This is a genomic window from Indolivaga capnocytophagoides DSM 22835 (assembly GCF_000426485.1).
Taxonomy (GTDB): Bacteria; Bacteroidota; Bacteroidia; order Bacteroidales; family Dysgonomonadaceae; genus Dysgonomonas_A; species Dysgonomonas_A capnocytophagoides.
The window spans coordinates 599,162-614,315 of record NZ_KE384529.1 but is presented as its reverse complement, the minus strand read 5'-3'; the positions used below and the strand labels follow the sequence as shown (position 1 = coordinate 614,315).

The following is a 15,154-nucleotide window of genomic DNA, read 5'->3' as shown; positions in this document are numbered from 1 at the left end:
AGGTCTCAGACCTACTTGTTTATCCGTAAACGAGGTTGCAGGCAGTTTGGTAAACGAATTGATATACATTTACTTATTATCAGCATAAGATATGAATAAAATAAAAATATATTTCTCAGCACTATGTTTTGCCGTTTCGGTGTATGGTATTGATGCTCAAGTGCAGATAAAACTGCCGTACCCTAAATTCGAAGTGTTGTCTGCTCCGTCAGATCTAACCGATGAGGTTGATCGTAATGTATGGACGGTGACTCATTACTGGGACAAATTTAACTTTGCCAATGCCGAGAATACTAAAAACCCGGAGTTAGCGATTCCTGTTATTTCCAATTATATAGGTTTGCTCGATAAAGTGCCGGCAGATATTGCACAATCATGTATAACCGATTTGTTGAAAAAATCGAAGGCAAATGATGAGGTGTATAAATATATTGCCAATACATTGAGTGATCTGCTAGGGAATACCGTATCACCGTACCGTAACGACGAATACCTGATTATAGTACTTGAGGATCTGCTTTCGTCGGATGATCTTTCTGACGAAGACAGCAGCCGTTATGTCATGAACTTATCTATGGCGAAAAAGAACAGAGTAGGGACTATTGCTGCTGATATAGTATACGTGAATACAGAAAATCGTACTGATTCGTTGTATAATATACAAGCGGATTTTACACTGCTGATGTTTTACAGTCCCGGCTGTCATGCGTGTGAAGCTGCCGAAAAACAGATCCGGAATTCGGAGGTGATAGGTAACTGGCTCGAGTCGGGTGATCTCAAACTTTTAGCTTTTGCTCCGGAAGCTCCGGTTGACGAGTGGAAAGCATCTCAGGATAAACTGCCATCCGAATGGATCAATGGCTATGATCCTGCAAAGAAAGTTTGGTTTGAGAGGATATATGACATACAGGGATTTCCAACGATTTATCTGCTGGATAAAGATAAGCGGGTGATTCTGAAAGACAGTAATATCAGCACCGTCGAGAATTACTTGATGGAGCAGGCGATGTCTTTACCTCCGCTTACGGATTACTAGTTACTAAGATTCATATCCTATGATTGTATATACAAAATATCAGAATTTACGATTTTTCCTTCTTCCGGTTTTAGTGCTGCTGCTCGCTTCGTGCGGGAGTAATAAAGTGCTGTATAACCCCGAAGAAGTAGCCGGATTATCGCGAAAACTGAACGTACCGATCAGAAACGACGACATGAATATGCCCTTATATGTCGAGGTTTCTTATTGGATGGGTGTGCCTTACCGATATGGAGGCAATACAAAATCGGGAACGGATTGTTCGGGGTTTGTCGGAGAAGTTTTTCGCAAAGTTTACGGGCGGCAACTAGATCGCTCATCCGACGGACAGGCTAAGAATAATGTACACAAAGTAGGTAAACACAAACTGAAAACAGGAGATCTGGTGTTCTTCCGTACCGCCGCAAAATCGAAAAAGATCGATCATGTGGGTATTTTTCTCAAGGACGGACTGTTTATCCATGCTTCTACATCCAAAGGTGTTATTGTGAGTTCTCTGGATGAAGATTATTATAAGCGGACATGGCAAAAAGGAGGACGTGTAAAATAGGTTTTATACTTCGCCTTTATACATTTCGCCTCTGCGCTGAGGAATAAAAGCACTGGTTCCGTATTTTTTTGCGATATCTTCTATCTGAGCGGCTTTTTCGTAAGCCGTGTCGAAATGCATGGGGGCAATGAGGGCGGTTTCTATCTTCGATAAAAATTGTTCTGCTCCTTTCATGTAGTCTTTGCCGAGTCTCGGATCTACCGGAAACATTGCCAGTCCGACCGCTGGAGTGGTGGCTGCTACATGATTTAATTCGCGTTCGTAAAACGCTTCTGCCTCTTTTATTTCATCTTCGGTAGACTCTTCGTTCCAATGCCAGTTGTTGAGATCGCCGGCATGGAAAAGCACATTGTCTCCCCGTGTTATCTTGAAAGATACACCCAAATCGGTCGATCCGTAAGCGTTGATAGTCAGTAGTTCATCTTTGTACTCTCCGTCTTTGGCTATGAAAGTAATATCCTCCGAAGGCTGTTTGATCACCGACCTGATGTCTTCGGAAAAGATATAGCGAATATCGCTCCGCAACTCCTTCCAAGTAAGTATTTCGGGGTTGAAGTGGTCGTGATGTCCGTGAGTCGATAACACGTACAGGGGATATGGACGGTGGAGGATACGGTCGTGTATAACTCCCTGATGATCATTGATGGAATCTTTATAATAATCGATGATAATCGTAAAATTGGCTGCTTCGATAGTATAGCAGCTATGATAGATATAGGTAAGTCTCATAACGCAAAAAAGTTACAGATATTACAATTCGTTTTTCTTGAACTCAACTGAAGTCATAAATCGTACACCCAGATTCTGCGCTTCGTCGTATAATGCCTTTGCCCTGTGGTTATTGGGGTCGATCCACGACATGCAGTCGGTGAGGACAATTATACGGTCGATCATTTCGGGGCGTGCCACGATCATGTCGTACAGCGAATTGACAACACAAAAGTCGGCAGCTTCGCCCATCACCAGTATCCTTTCGTAAGAGTTCAGTATATCTAACAACTGAGTGTTTAACTTTGTTTCCGGTGCATCGGGCATTTCCACCGCAGCTTTGAATATGCTGTAATGTTCGGTTGCCTGATGGTTCCCCTTGAAAAAGAGTTCGTACTGTCTGTTATATAATACCGACCAGGCGTGGAGTGCTTTATAAAATGATTCGTTGAGAGCCCATCCCCAACTGCCTTGTACGCAGTGTATAGGCCAGATGGTGCATGATTGTCCTGTAGCTTCCAGATCTTTAAGGTAATCCAATGCCAGCGGTTGGTTGAATTGAGGGTACCATTTACCTTTTTCCACTGATTCGGCTGTTATGGTTGTAAATTCTGCCGGGGGATAACCTTCTTTGTCTTTCCAGTAAATCTGGCTGGCGATGTGTATAGGCTGGTGAGAGTCCATACTGAGAGCAATATGATCGATATAGCGGCCGCATTCTTCAATAAATGCATATGTTCTCCATATATCATTTTCTGATCCCGGAACATATAGTTTACCATTAGGTCGTGTAAAATCGTTCTGAATATCGATTCCCAGTGCTGCCGTGCTTTTTCTCATTATTGTATAATTAGTTCGAATGAAGTACTTATATTTTATGATATAAATATCAATTCCTGTTAGCTAGTGCGGTGTTTTATCTCTTGTCAAAATTAGTGCTTTCTATTTTAATAACAGATAAAAATAGAAAATGTTTTATTTTGAATGTTGTTGTCTGTTTATCTTAACATTGCTGTTGAGATGGCTTGTTTCTTAGGGGTTACAGACCATTTATAAATGGCTTTATTCCTTTTTTTTGCTTCTCCTCTGAAATCATAAGATAATCATGATATTATTATAGGAGGATTAGTCGTTCATCGTTTTTTTTTGAATTTTTCATTAAAATAAATTAACTATTGAGTGTTTCTTGCCATTTAAATATCTTTAAAAGATTAGTCGTTCATTGTGTAAAAATAACATATTGTTTCTAATATTCTATCTTTGCACTCGGTTTTATAGGTCGGTATTGTTTAAATGTGGTGATAAACAGATGTCTATGATTTATAGATGAAATTTATATAATAGGGTTGTTGTTTGTTTGAAATCTTTTGTTGTTTTGATTTCATCCGATAATTGAATTAAAAATCCTTATCAGAAGGCACCTGCTCGTGTGAGTAGGTGTCTTTGTTTTATTGATGGGGTGATAAGATGGTTAAAAATTGATGGTAGCTGTATGGAAATTCAGATCAGAACTGATTCGATTGCCGTGCTACGATGTTGCACAACTGGCGGACATAATTCAGGCTGATGCTGAAATCGGCATATTCGGGCGAAGGGTTGAGCGAATGGCAGGTTATTTCGCATCGGTCTAAATCCTGTTCTACTATTTGTTTGCAGACGATAGTTGTGTCGAGAGTGATTATCCAGAAAGGGTATTCGTCGTTGTGAAGCTTGTTGCGCCAATATTCGGGCGAAAGTTCACGGGCTAGTACAATGTCTTTGTCGCTGAGGCTTCGTTTTGATCCGTCGTCCATGCTGTCGCCTTTTATTTCGAAAGCAAAGTAACGTCCCAATCCGATCTTATCGACAATAAATTCGACTTCTTCCATATTTTGAGCGAATTCGGCGTCACGGCATTCGTCTATGTATTTAGCGTATGCCTTTACCGGTATCATTGGTACACGCATGCGGAAACGTCCGTTGGGTAGTTCGAAATATTTTACACCCGAATTATTCACGAAATACGGTTCCTGATCTTCTGTAGACGAGGGATTCTTGAATTTGGTTCTTTCAGATTCGTTGCTGCGGTAAATGCTGCCGTTGCCTGTAAGAAGCCAGTCGGGGTTTATGTTCGGTTCGGCGGTCATTATTCGGTCGATAAGCCCGAATTTAGGCTCTGTTGTGCCTTTAATACAATCATTAAGAGTAGTTTGTGCTATTCCTGCAAATTCGGCATAAGCTCTTACAGACTTGCCGCTTTGATCTACTATTTGCTTAATACGGTTATTTATAGACTCTTTCATGACCTGTTATTTAGATATATTTCTAAATATTCGATTTGCCGAATATTTGATATGTTTCTATTTGTTTATGTTCGATTTTTCGAATATATTTGTATTATAAAAATGAACATAATATTGCAAATATAGGGAAATAAATTGAAAAACAAGCCGTAAAGATAAAAAAATCGGCAAATCGAATACCCTGGTGTGATTTTATTGAACGAAAAACCGAATAAATATATATTATATGACTACAGAAGAAATACTTTGGAATGCAGCTTTCGAAAGAGACGAAACTATGTTTGATGATTCTTATAACTATGCTGAAGAGCGAGCCATAGAACGTTATCATGAAGATAAAGAACTGTTTGAACGGTATGCCGAATATTTTAGGCAGGCAGGTTAAGGCAGGCTCTCCATTCTGACACACAAAACAAACGAAACTATTTATTTTCACACAAAACAAAACGAATCATGAAAACAAAACGAGACTACACAACTTTTGACCAACAGCGAGAAATCCGCAAAGCCTGTAAATTATTAGTCAGGATCAATAAGTGCCGACGCCCTTTGCGGTCGATCCGTATTGATAAAAATACTATTGTACAAGTGAGAGCCGATCATCCCGATGCCGGTCTGATTATCGACCGCCTGAAGAATAAAAAACATACTATGGATCTTATCGAGCAAATAGAATACGGGCAATATGCCTAAGGAGTAAAATACAGTAATTGAATATTTTTTTTGACTTATTAAGATAGGGGATGACTTATATAGAACTGATAAATGATTTTTGGCAGAAAGACATTGAGTATGCTTTTTCCGATAAGGAGATCGCTCTCTACTTTTATCTTTTGAAAACCTGCAACTCGATTGGTTGGAAAAATCCGTTTGGACTATCTAACTCCATAACAGCTGTAAAATTCAATTGGGGGAAGCAAGCTTTCGATACAGCAAAACTTAATCTTCAAAAGGCTGGCCTGATAGATTTTAAGGGCTCGCACGGAAGAGGGAAAGTATATCAGTACGAAATAAAAGGTATTCAGACAGACCAGTTTTCCCCTACCTTTTCCCAACCCTTTTCTACTACCTTTTCTGACCAAAAAGCAGAAACATCATTAGATATAGACAAGATTAGAAATAATAACTATAACGAACGGCACGTCGTTTTTGTCATTCCATCGGTTACCGAGATTGAAGAGTATTGTTTGGCTAGGGTAAACGGTATCAATGCAGCTCAGTTTTTCGATTATTATCAATCGAAGGGGTGGTGCGTAGGCAAAGGCAGGATGAAGGATTGGCGCGCAGCCATTAGGACGTGGGAAAGAAACGTAAAAAAGAACACAGATTATGGACAAAAAATCACTAAAGATAATCACCGAATTAATGACTCGGCCCGACGAAAAGCCGAAATTGTCGAACGGGCTGTCCGTGCAGCTGCAGAATGTGATATCAGAGGTTAGACAGAGGTACGGAACGGCTGCCGACTTTTTGGTAACATTCAATAAAGACCGTCAGAAACAGGCTGCTGCATATCCTGCAAGGGCTTTCATGGGAGCTGCTCCTTCGTTGGCTGTAATGAGATCGGTATATAACAGTGAGGTTGTTACCACATGGATTATGGCTCAGCTCGATGATATCAATGATTTTGCAGGAACTGCCGTGAAGATGTCTCTCGACCAGATGGAGCAGGTTGCAGGTATTATCGAAGTGGAGTATTATTACTTCAAAGTTACCGAGTTATTGTTGTTTTTTCATCGTCTGAAAACGGGGCGTTACGGATATTTTTACGGCGCTGTAGATCCTCTTAAAATAACGGCTTCGCTCAAAAGTTTTGCCGAAGACCGGGGGCGTGAGATAAAGATGTACGAGCAACAGGCCAAAAGGAACGAAGCAGATCTTCAACAGGAAGAGTGGGCTCGCACAGCCGTAACCCGTGCCGAATATGAGCGCCTCAAAGCAGAGCGTAATGCAGCGTAATGGTCAGAATTTTTTAATTTATCTATAACAAAACACAAACGATTATGAAATTAGGAAACAGCGGATCGGGAAATAAAGGTAAAAAATATATAAAAATAAAAGAGGGAACGGAAGTTTCTCCTGAAAATGAAGCTAAGGCTCAGCGTTTTGCCCTGTGGTTTGGTGATTGGTATGAACGCTTGAAGACAGAATTGATGAATAAGTCTACTTATGACGAAGATGTATTGAATGATACCTTTATGCGGATGTATGATAAGATCCGTTTTGGCGGGTTGGATATTGCCGATTATAAGGCTTACTTTCATCGGGCTTTTTTCACCAACTTTATGCAGCAGGTATTTGCCGAACAGCAAATTCGGACAACTCCGCTGGGGCTGGAAGACCGGATGGATAACACGGGGGCGGAAGAAGAGCTGATCGAATATAAATTGTCGCTCGAATACGATATATTCGATTATGTGTATCGTAAGTATCCTGTGCAGCAATTCGAATTATTTAAAATGTACATTCGACTTAAGCCTGCTATAAATTATGTACAGCTGTCGCAGATCACCAAAATATCGGTCACATCCATCTCCGAAATTATTTCGAAGATCAGAAGGGATGTTCAGCATCATGACGGATTTCGTTGCCGTCGCCGTCAGACTTTGAGGTGTTGCGAGTGGTAGGGGTGAGGCTAATAAATAAATGACTTATAGCGCTGTTAAAATCGAAAACCACGACAGGAAACTTCGGTCGTGGTTTTTGATCTAATATTTCATTGGAAAATCTCCTTACTTCGCAGGCAGTACCTCTATCCAATAATCGTCGGGGTCGTTGATAAAGTATAATCCCATCGAATGATTTTCGAAACATACACAATTCATCTCTTTATGATATTTGCGTATTTCGTCATAGTCGCCTGCTACACGAAAGCAGAGGTGGCTTTCGTTTTCGCCCAGTTCGTAAGCTTCGGTGTGGTCACGGAGCCATGTCAGTTCAAGCAGGAACGGGCTTACTCCGTCCGATAAGTACACAAGAATGAATGATCCGTCTGCTGCTGCTTTGCGGCGAGCTTCTTTCAAGCCCAAAGCTTTATCGTAAAATTCGATACTGCGCTCGAGGTTGGTTACATTTATATTAAAATGGTCGAATTTTGCTTTTATTTCCATAATTCAATATTTACTGTTACTTATTTATAGACAAGCCTAAGAGCTTTATTTGCAAAAATAGCAGTTTATCTTTTAATATGTGTACCGGAAATAAACATTTCCTCATTTCTAATATTGTTTGTTAAATAAAAAACAATCCTTATATTTGCCCTCACAACAACTCTTTAATGTACAGTTGATGACTAATAATTTCACATATAGAAACAACGAAACTTGTCTGAATTTTAACAGTTTGGATTTGGTTGTGTCGTGTGAAATATTAGAGAGAGAGAGAGAGAGAGAGAGAGAGAGAGAGAGACGCATCTAGCGTAATAATCAAACAAAAATTTCTATTGTGTCAAAATGACGGAGTGTTTTTTTATGCTTCGTGCTTTGTCGTATATCTGCCTTATGGTCTGATTATGAACCTCTTGATGAGGGTTTTCGGGGTTTTCATAACTTGTCATTACTTCAAAATATATACCAACTTACTAATAAATCGGCAGGACGAACTGTGCACAGCAGTTTTATTGTTGTTTTGTTGTCGTTCTGAATCTGCTCTAAGCATATACTTGTCCGACAGTCGGTTTTATCATGCAGTAGGGTGCAGCGAATGCACTTTACTGCTTTTGTGTATTATCACTAATTATCTAAGAACAAACATAATAAATGGGTCTGCAACCCTAAACAACAACCGGGTCTCTGACCCTCAAATGAACAACGATGAAAAAGAAAATTTTACTGTTGATGGGGATATTCTCTATCGGCATTCTCCTCCATGCTCAGGTAGGGATAAATACCCAAAATCCGCAGGGGGTATTTCATATCGATCCTTATGCAAATACTAGCGGGGCAACAGGTACAGCGGACGATATAATAGTGGCTGCTGATGGTAAAACGGGCATCGGAACCATTGCTCCGCGTACTTTATTGGATATACAAACAGGAGGTACTGCTTCGTCTCCTGTATCGGGTTTCAGATTGGAAGATGGAAATCAGGGGGATGGTAATATCCTGATAGCTACCGATAATATAGGCACAGCCACATGGAAGAATATGGTTCCGGTAGTGTCTGCCCAGATTAAGATAGTTTCTCCTCCTTTCTTAAATATAGGGTTTAATGATACGAAATATTATGCAGCTCCGTCATATATCGATTTACCTACGGGTAGATGGGCTATGAACGTGGTTTCTTTAATTTCGGGAAGCGGGGGAACCAATACACCTGTATGGATATCGTCTACTCTAGCCGATGCTGCTACCGTCGTAAATACGGGAGGTACGCTTGCTGCTATACAGACACCCGATATAGAAGGGTTGGGATTAGTCTCGGGGATGTGCTGGGCGCATTTCTACAATGTTACGATAGGTTCTTTTATTGTAAATAACCAAAGTAATGCAACGAAAAGATATTATTATGTAGCCGGAGGTACCAGTTCTTTTGGTGTTACCATCCCGGCAGGGTATTTTAATAATGTTGGAGGACCTTGGGGTGAGATTAATATAATCGCTTATCGTATACCATCAGATGAATTATAAGGGCTCAGACCTTTTTGTTACTTTGGATAAGTGTAACAACCAAAGACTGTTATAGACTAAAAGTATATCATTAAATACTTTCTGTTACTTAATATAAATAAGAGAAAACGCATAACATATGAAATATATATTACTGTATAGTCTGCTGAGTGTTTTAGGACTTTGCATGACACAAGCTCAGGTTGGTGTTAATACCTTAAATCCGCAAGGAGTATTGCATATCGAGGCCGGAGCTGTGGGGGATACTTCCGACGATGTGATCATCGATAATGCCGGACGAGTAGGTATAGGCACAGGTACACCTCAAATGAAGTTGCATATAAAATCGAAGACCGTTACCCGTGCGATTGGTATTAAAGACGGAGCTGAAGGAAATTATAAAATGCTGGTTTCGGACAGTAACGGAGTAGGTACTTGGGGCTTTTTGGGTTTACCTGTCGTTAAAGGTGTTTTGAGTGCGTCAGGTAAGAATTATTATGTAAAAGATCTGGGAATGCCTGCCGGCACAACTAACGAAATGCTGATACCTCATCATCCTTTGGATGCTACCATTACTTTGCCTCCGGGACGCTGGTGTGTGTATCTTAATCTGTTAATCGGGGCAAGTGGAGGATTATCGACCGAAGATTATTCTGTTAATACCTGGATGAGGTTGAGTTACTCCGATTCTTACGGGGGACCTGCATCTCCTGATATAGTTGGTGCTCCATGGAGTTCAGGAACGGTATATGCTAAAGGTTGGGGAGTTATGCAAGGTTTTGTTGTGATAAGAAATGCAGGATCGGCGTCGAAGGTGTACCATCTGGGTATTGTATATGCAAATGCCGGACGTCTTTCGAATGGAGTACTGCTCAGCTCAATAGCTACATCTACAAAAGGAGAGAATGGAATTATCGCAGTGAAAATCGGAGAAAATTAATAACAATAGAAAATGAGAAAATATATTATAAGTTTCACAATATTCTTTAACTTGATATGCTGTACAGATGCCTTTTCACAGATTGGCATCATGACCGATAATCCGGCAAGCAATGTATTGGTGCACGTGGATGCTGCCTCTAATAATTCGGGTGGCGGAGCAAATATAAATCGAGATGATGTGGTTGTTAGTAAAGACGGCAAGGTCGGAATTGGCACAATTACCCCTCAGACCAAGTTGCATATAGTTACCGGCGGTACATCGGCAACACCTAATCCTCAATTACGGATCGAAGACGGAAATGCTGCCGTAAATAAAGTGCTGATGTCTGATGCCAACGGTTTGGGACAATGGAACGATTATATTCCGGGGTACAAGAATGGAACTTTAGGTTCCGGTATTTCTTTTGCTGCATTGGGGAATAGCAATAATTGGTTTAAAACCAATATGAGTGTTTCGGTTGATCCCGGGCAGTGGTTGGTCTTTTTTTCGGTAAGTATGGTTACAAATCAGGTTACAGTTTCGGATGTCAATTATAGGATATGGATACAGGTTACACTTGGTGATGATAGTGCAATAGCAACACTCGATGCTATTTCGAGCAATAGGTTTTCGAATACCGGATTTATAAATAAGCGAGCGATGGTGAATGGTTGGGTAGCAGTTAATAATACTACTACTGCCGCTAAGAGGTATGTGGTATATGTAGGTGCTGTACAGAATGCTCAAATATCGGGACTTCAGATACAGTCGGTAGCTGAAAAAAACGATGGGTATTCAAATATCTATGCCTATCGTATAAAAATGTAGAATTTACAGAGATACAAAACTGAAGCAGCAGCCATTCTGAAAATAAGGAATAGCTGCTGTTTCTATTTTTTAGTTCCTTTGTTCTACAGGATTGCAAATCCCGAGTGACGGCACATTGATAAAAAGGTCTGAGACCTTATTTATACAAAAAACGTTTGATACTGCGTTTCGGTGTTTTTTCGAATTCCTCGTCACGAACTGTAAAATCGGTAATCTGACAATATTTGGGCAGACGCTTGTTTACTTCGTCTATTTCGAGCTTGAGAGTATCTTCGACCGAAAGGTTATTCGGATGAAGTTTAATGACTTCCTGATCAGGATAAATCAGTGCGTGTATCTTTCCGTTACGCTCTACAATGAGTGATTCTGCAATGAAATGCACATTGTTAAGAAGCTGCTCGATCTCTTCCGGATAAATATTTTGTCCCGAAGGTCCCAGTATCATTGTTTTGCTGCGTCCTTTTATGTAGATATAGCCTTCTTTGTCTTGAGTCACAAGGTCTCCTGTACGCAACCATCCATCGGGCGAAAGTACCGCTGAGGTAGCTTCTTCGTTTTTATAATAGCCGAGCATCGTGTTTGCACCCTTCACTATCAGTTCGCCTACCGTATTTTCGGGATCCGCAGAGTCTACCTTTACTTCCATGCGGTCGACAGGTTTTCCGCACGAAGCGGCACGGTATGTTTCCCAATAGTCGTATGCGATAAGCGGACCGCATTCGGTCATTCCATATCCTACGGTATATGGGAATTTAATCAGTTTCAGAAAATTACCCACTTCTGGATCGAGGGCAGCCCCTCCGATTACAACTTCTACAACTTTTCCTCCGAATACATTAATTAATTTCTCACGGATTTTAGCGTATATTTTGTCTTTTACGAATGGTATTTTCAGCAGTGTTTTAGTCGGCTGCTTCTGTAACTCGGGCATAACTTTCGCAGTGATAATCTTCTCTATAATCAGCGGAACAGCTATAATGAGTGTTGGCTGCACTTTGGCAAAAGCATTCATGATGATGTGTGGCGAAGGCAGGCGGGTAAGGAAGTGCACGTGGCATCCTTTGGCTACCGAAAGCAGTATCTCGAAAGCCAATCCGTACATATGCGCCATCGGCAGCATGGATACAAGTCCGTCTCCGGGGCTGACAAATTCGATGGCTTCTTTGGCAAACAGCGTGTTAGACCATAAACTGCGATAAGGAATCATCACCCCTTTGGGCTTACTGGTTGTACCTGATGTATAGTTAATGAGTGCAACTTCTTCCGGATCTTCGACGTGGAATTTGAGGTCGTCGATTGTAAAGTTCGGGTATTTCTCGGCAAAGATAACATCAATGTCATTGGTTACCTGATTTAGTTTTTCGGTTCGAGACCTTAATATGCTGTAATCATCTATGGTGATGATAGTTTCTACTTTCGGAATTTTAATCGGATCTACTTTTTCCCAGACATGTTCTGCCACAAAGAATACTTTGGCATCGCAATGATTAACGATATTCTGAACGCTGTCTCCATCGAAGTCGTGCAGAATGGTAGTGACAACAGCTCCGTACGACATAGCGGCAAAAAACGTAACTGCCCAGTTGGTGCAATTGCGTCCGCAGAGAGCAACCTTATCTCCTTTTTCGAGATGGAGAGTGTCGAATATAATGTGTAGTTTGGCTATTCTGACTGCAAAATCCTTAAACAGCAAGGCATTGCCGTCATAGTCGCTGAATACGGGTTTGTCCCAGTTAGTGCGGATTCCGTCTTCGATCAGCTTTAAAAATCTTTTCGTATTGTCGTTTTCCATGTGGCTAAATATATTTCGTAACAGACATTATTTTCATACTTTCTTTTGATATCATAACAAGTATAACGGGCGAATAGTTTGTCGGTATATATATTAAGGACTCAGCCCTTGATTATACATTATATCTACAGGAAAGCAGTACCCGAAAACAATCACCTATACAAATATAAATACAAATCTCCATTTTGCAAACTGCTCTTTGCAAAATGGAGATTTGGAGCTCGGTTTTGTCAATTTCAAAACTATTACTATATTTGCCACGCAACAACTCTTTAACATATAGTTAATGGACAAAAATTTCACACATATAGATACTGAAATAAATCTGAATTTTAACAATTTGGATTTGGCTGTGTCGTGTGAAATATTAGAGAGAGAGAGAGAGAGAGAGAGAGAGAGAGAGAGAGAGAGAGAGAGAGAGAGACGCACCTGGCGTAACTAATCATTTTTTTAACAAAACAAAATTTCTATTGTGTCAAAATGACGGAGTAGTTTTTCTTGTGTCTATACCTCAATTAATATATATCAATTTTCTTATTGAAATCCGGTGCGGCAAACTGTTTACCAAGGCGGTTTTGTTGTTGTTTATTTGTTGTCGTTCTGAACTTGCTTTGAAATTATATCAGTACACCAACCGGATTTATGGTGCAGTAAAGTGCTGTGATTGCACTTTACTGCTTTTTTCAGTTGACGTTCATCAGTTATCAGTTATCAATAATTATTTAAACATAAAAGATCGTAGGCGTATATTGCATATGTCTGATGGTTATGATTACAAGGTGTTTATAGACAGGGATATGCGATACACTTCTACAACATGTACAACAAGCGGGTCTGTGACCCCAATTACTCGAAATATAAACAACAAATGGGTCTGCGACCCTCAAATTAACAACAATGAAAAAGAAATTTTTATTACTGATGGGGATATTCTCCTTCGGTATCCTCCTCCATGCGCAGGTAGGGATAAATACAAAAAGTCCGCAGGGGGTACTTCACATTGATGGTAAAGGAGACACCTCCGGTTCATCTAATATTTCGGACGATATACTTGTAAATTCTACCGGCAACATGGGACTCGGAACACTCACCCCTACAGCCAAGATAGATGCAGTAGGCAGTTCTACTCTTGCTCCCCTTCGGATCACAGACGGCAGGCAGGCGACAAATTATATTTTAGTATCAGACGATTTGGGTAATGCTTCCTGGATGGAAAAACCTGATCCGGGAGGGGTTATATATAGTATCACCGGATCTACCATTACTTACACACTGGGCACTTATGCGCTTGTCAAGGCAATGCCGGTAACGGTAACAGGTAATTACCTGTTATCAATCCGCTGGTGGGGCTATGCTACAGCTGTAAGCGCAAATAATTATGTATGCGGTGTATTTTATGCGACTACATCAGCCACTACAAGCAATAGCTGGACGGCGGATCAGGCAAATCTCAAAGATCAGGTCGAATATTGTGCCAATACTGTGGCTGGTGCTTATACTTGCTTCAGTACGACTTTATTTGCTAAAGCAACCAAAGGTCAGTATCTGAAACTTTATATCAGGGTATCGTCCGGTGGAAGCTGGGTAATAGGCGGAGTGAGTACTGGTCAGAAATTATGGAATCCAAGTATTGTCGTATTTAGAGTATAACACAATGAAAAAATATATTGCATATCTTACAACACTGGTATATATAATCAGTACGGGAAATTCACTGGCTCAAATAGGTATTAATACCGATTCGCCCCAGCAGATATTTCACATAGATGCTCAAAAAAATACATCGGGAACATCTAATGTCGAAGATGATATAGTTGTCAGCCAAGCTGGGAATATGGGATTAGGAACTGTTTCGCCTACAGCCAAACTTCACATCGAAACATCTACCGAAACAGCCATGCGCTTAAAAGACGGTACGGAAGGTGCAAAGAAAATGCTCTACAGTAAGGATGCCAATGGAAATCTTTCGTGGACAAATCAGCCTGCTTCATCAGCCACGATTTATAATTTAAATACAGGCCGAAGAAATCTTCCTAATGCTACCCGAAGTCTGCTGCTATCGGTTCCGATCACGGAAACTGGTAATTACCTTATGTTTATCCGCTGGTGGGGAACGGCAACCACCACATATTCAAGAGATAAAAATATCAGTGCGTATATTTATCTGACACGTGCAACCACTACAGCTGTGTCAGACTATGGAACCGAACTGGACGGAGTTGAGCACTACGTCAGTTATCCGGCAGCAGACAACTATTTTAGTTTTACAACCAGCTTGTTTGGTTATGCAACAGCAGGCGGATATCTCAAACTATACATAAGTCCATCTACACCGGCATCTACCGCAGGAACTTTCAATTGGGTAATCGGAGCAGTGAATAATTCAACAGTTCTGAATCCAAGTATTATTGTATTTAAGATTTAAGAAA

At 40.6% G+C, this 15,154-nt stretch carries 17 protein-coding genes; 12 read left to right on the top strand and 5 right to left on the bottom strand.

What is annotated here, in order from left to right; all coding sequences use genetic code 11:
- Positions 1-91: 91 nt before the first annotated feature.
- Both K322_RS0115885 and K322_RS0115880 read left to right on the top strand, forming a co-directional pair.
- Positions 92-1,036 carry a DUF5106 domain-containing protein gene (locus tag K322_RS0115885; RefSeq protein ID WP_026627760.1) on the top strand — a complete coding sequence of 315 codons (945 nt, stop codon included), beginning with the start codon at positions 92-94 and terminating at the stop codon, positions 1,034-1,036.
- Between the two features lie 19 nt (positions 1,037-1,055).
- The gene (locus tag K322_RS0115880) at positions 1,056-1,586 is read left to right on the top strand and encodes a C40 family peptidase (RefSeq protein ID WP_035332272.1); all 531 of its coding nucleotides are present in this window, start codon (positions 1,056-1,058) and stop codon (positions 1,584-1,586) included.
- 3 nt (positions 1,587-1,589) lie between these two features.
- Here K322_RS0115880 and K322_RS0115875 read toward each other — a convergent pair whose 3' ends face one another.
- The 3 genes from K322_RS0115875 to K322_RS0115865 form a co-directional block, all read right to left on the bottom strand.
- Positions 1,590-2,315, bottom strand: a complete 726-nt coding sequence (locus K322_RS0115875; RefSeq protein WP_026627758.1) for an MBL fold metallo-hydrolase — start codon at positions 2,313-2,315, stop codon at positions 1,590-1,592.
- Between the two features lie 21 nt (positions 2,316-2,336).
- Positions 2,337-3,134: a cysteine hydrolase family protein gene (locus K322_RS0115870; RefSeq protein ID WP_035332270.1), complete on the bottom strand. Its 798-nt coding sequence runs from the start codon at positions 3,132-3,134 to the stop codon at positions 2,337-2,339.
- A gap of 665 nt (positions 3,135-3,799) precedes the next feature.
- Positions 3,800-4,576 (bottom strand): XRE family transcriptional regulator, encoded by a 777-nt coding sequence (locus K322_RS0115865; protein ID WP_026627756.1) that lies wholly within the window; start codon positions 4,574-4,576, stop codon positions 3,800-3,802.
- Positions 4,577-4,802: 226 nt separating this feature from the next.
- On the opposite strand from K322_RS0115865, the gene K322_RS20910 reads away from it, so the two are divergent.
- The 5 genes from K322_RS20910 (at position 4,803) to K322_RS0115840 (ending at position 7,203) form a co-directional block, all read left to right on the top strand.
- Positions 4,803-4,961: a hypothetical protein gene (locus K322_RS20910; RefSeq protein WP_157279491.1), complete on the top strand. Its 159-nt coding sequence runs from the start codon at positions 4,803-4,805 to the stop codon at positions 4,959-4,961.
- Between the two features lie 68 nt (positions 4,962-5,029).
- Entirely contained in the window at positions 5,030-5,269 is a 240-nt protein-coding gene (locus K322_RS0115855) for a hypothetical protein (protein ID WP_026627755.1), read from the top strand.
- A gap of 50 nt (positions 5,270-5,319) precedes the next feature.
- Positions 5,320-6,018: a hypothetical protein gene (locus K322_RS0115850; protein WP_026627754.1), complete on the top strand. Its 699-nt coding sequence runs from the start codon at positions 5,320-5,322 to the stop codon at positions 6,016-6,018.
- The gene (locus K322_RS0115845; RefSeq protein WP_169714150.1) at positions 6,002-6,535 is read left to right on the top strand and encodes a DUF6633 family protein; all 534 of its coding nucleotides are present in this window, start codon (positions 6,002-6,004) and stop codon (positions 6,533-6,535) included. The genes K322_RS0115850 and K322_RS0115845 overlap by 17 nt, the downstream gene beginning before the upstream one ends.
- Positions 6,536-6,579: 44 nt before the next feature.
- Positions 6,580-7,203, top strand: coding sequence for a sigma-70 RNA polymerase sigma factor region 4 domain-containing protein (locus K322_RS0115840; protein WP_026627752.1), 624 nt, complete (start codon positions 6,580-6,582; stop codon positions 7,201-7,203).
- 105 nt (positions 7,204-7,308) lie between these two features.
- On the opposite strand, the gene K322_RS0115835 is transcribed toward K322_RS0115840, so the two are convergent.
- Entirely contained in the window at positions 7,309-7,686 is a 378-nt protein-coding gene (locus K322_RS0115835) for a VOC family protein (protein ID WP_026627751.1), read from the bottom strand.
- A gap of 702 nt (positions 7,687-8,388) precedes the next feature.
- Here K322_RS0115835 and K322_RS20470 point away from each other — a divergent pair.
- From K322_RS20470 to K322_RS20460, 3 genes are all read left to right on the top strand, one after another.
- Positions 8,389-9,204 (top strand): hypothetical protein, encoded by an 816-nt coding sequence (locus tag K322_RS20470; protein WP_026627750.1) that lies wholly within the window; start codon positions 8,389-8,391, stop codon positions 9,202-9,204.
- A gap of 118 nt (positions 9,205-9,322) precedes the next feature.
- Positions 9,323-10,123: a hypothetical protein gene (locus K322_RS20465; protein WP_026627749.1), complete on the top strand. Its 801-nt coding sequence runs from the start codon at positions 9,323-9,325 to the stop codon at positions 10,121-10,123.
- Positions 10,124-10,135: 12 nt separating this feature from the next.
- Complete coding sequence (locus K322_RS20460; protein WP_051290862.1) at positions 10,136-10,933, top strand: hypothetical protein; 798 nt, start codon at positions 10,136-10,138, stop codon at positions 10,931-10,933.
- Positions 10,934-11,069: 136 nt separating this feature from the next.
- On the opposite strand, the gene K322_RS0115815 is transcribed toward K322_RS20460, so the two are convergent.
- Entirely contained in the window at positions 11,070-12,725 is a 1,656-nt protein-coding gene (locus K322_RS0115815) for an AMP-binding protein (RefSeq protein ID WP_026627747.1), read from the bottom strand.
- A gap of 897 nt (positions 12,726-13,622) precedes the next feature.
- On the opposite strand from K322_RS0115815, the gene K322_RS20455 reads away from it, so the two are divergent.
- Complete coding sequence (locus K322_RS20455; RefSeq protein ID WP_026627746.1) at positions 13,623-14,375, top strand: hypothetical protein; 753 nt, start codon at positions 13,623-13,625, stop codon at positions 14,373-14,375.
- 4 nt (positions 14,376-14,379) lie between these two features.
- Positions 14,380-15,150, top strand: a complete 771-nt coding sequence (locus tag K322_RS20450) for a hypothetical protein (RefSeq protein ID WP_026627745.1) — start codon at positions 14,380-14,382, stop codon at positions 15,148-15,150.
- Positions 15,151-15,154 lie beyond the last annotated feature (4 nt).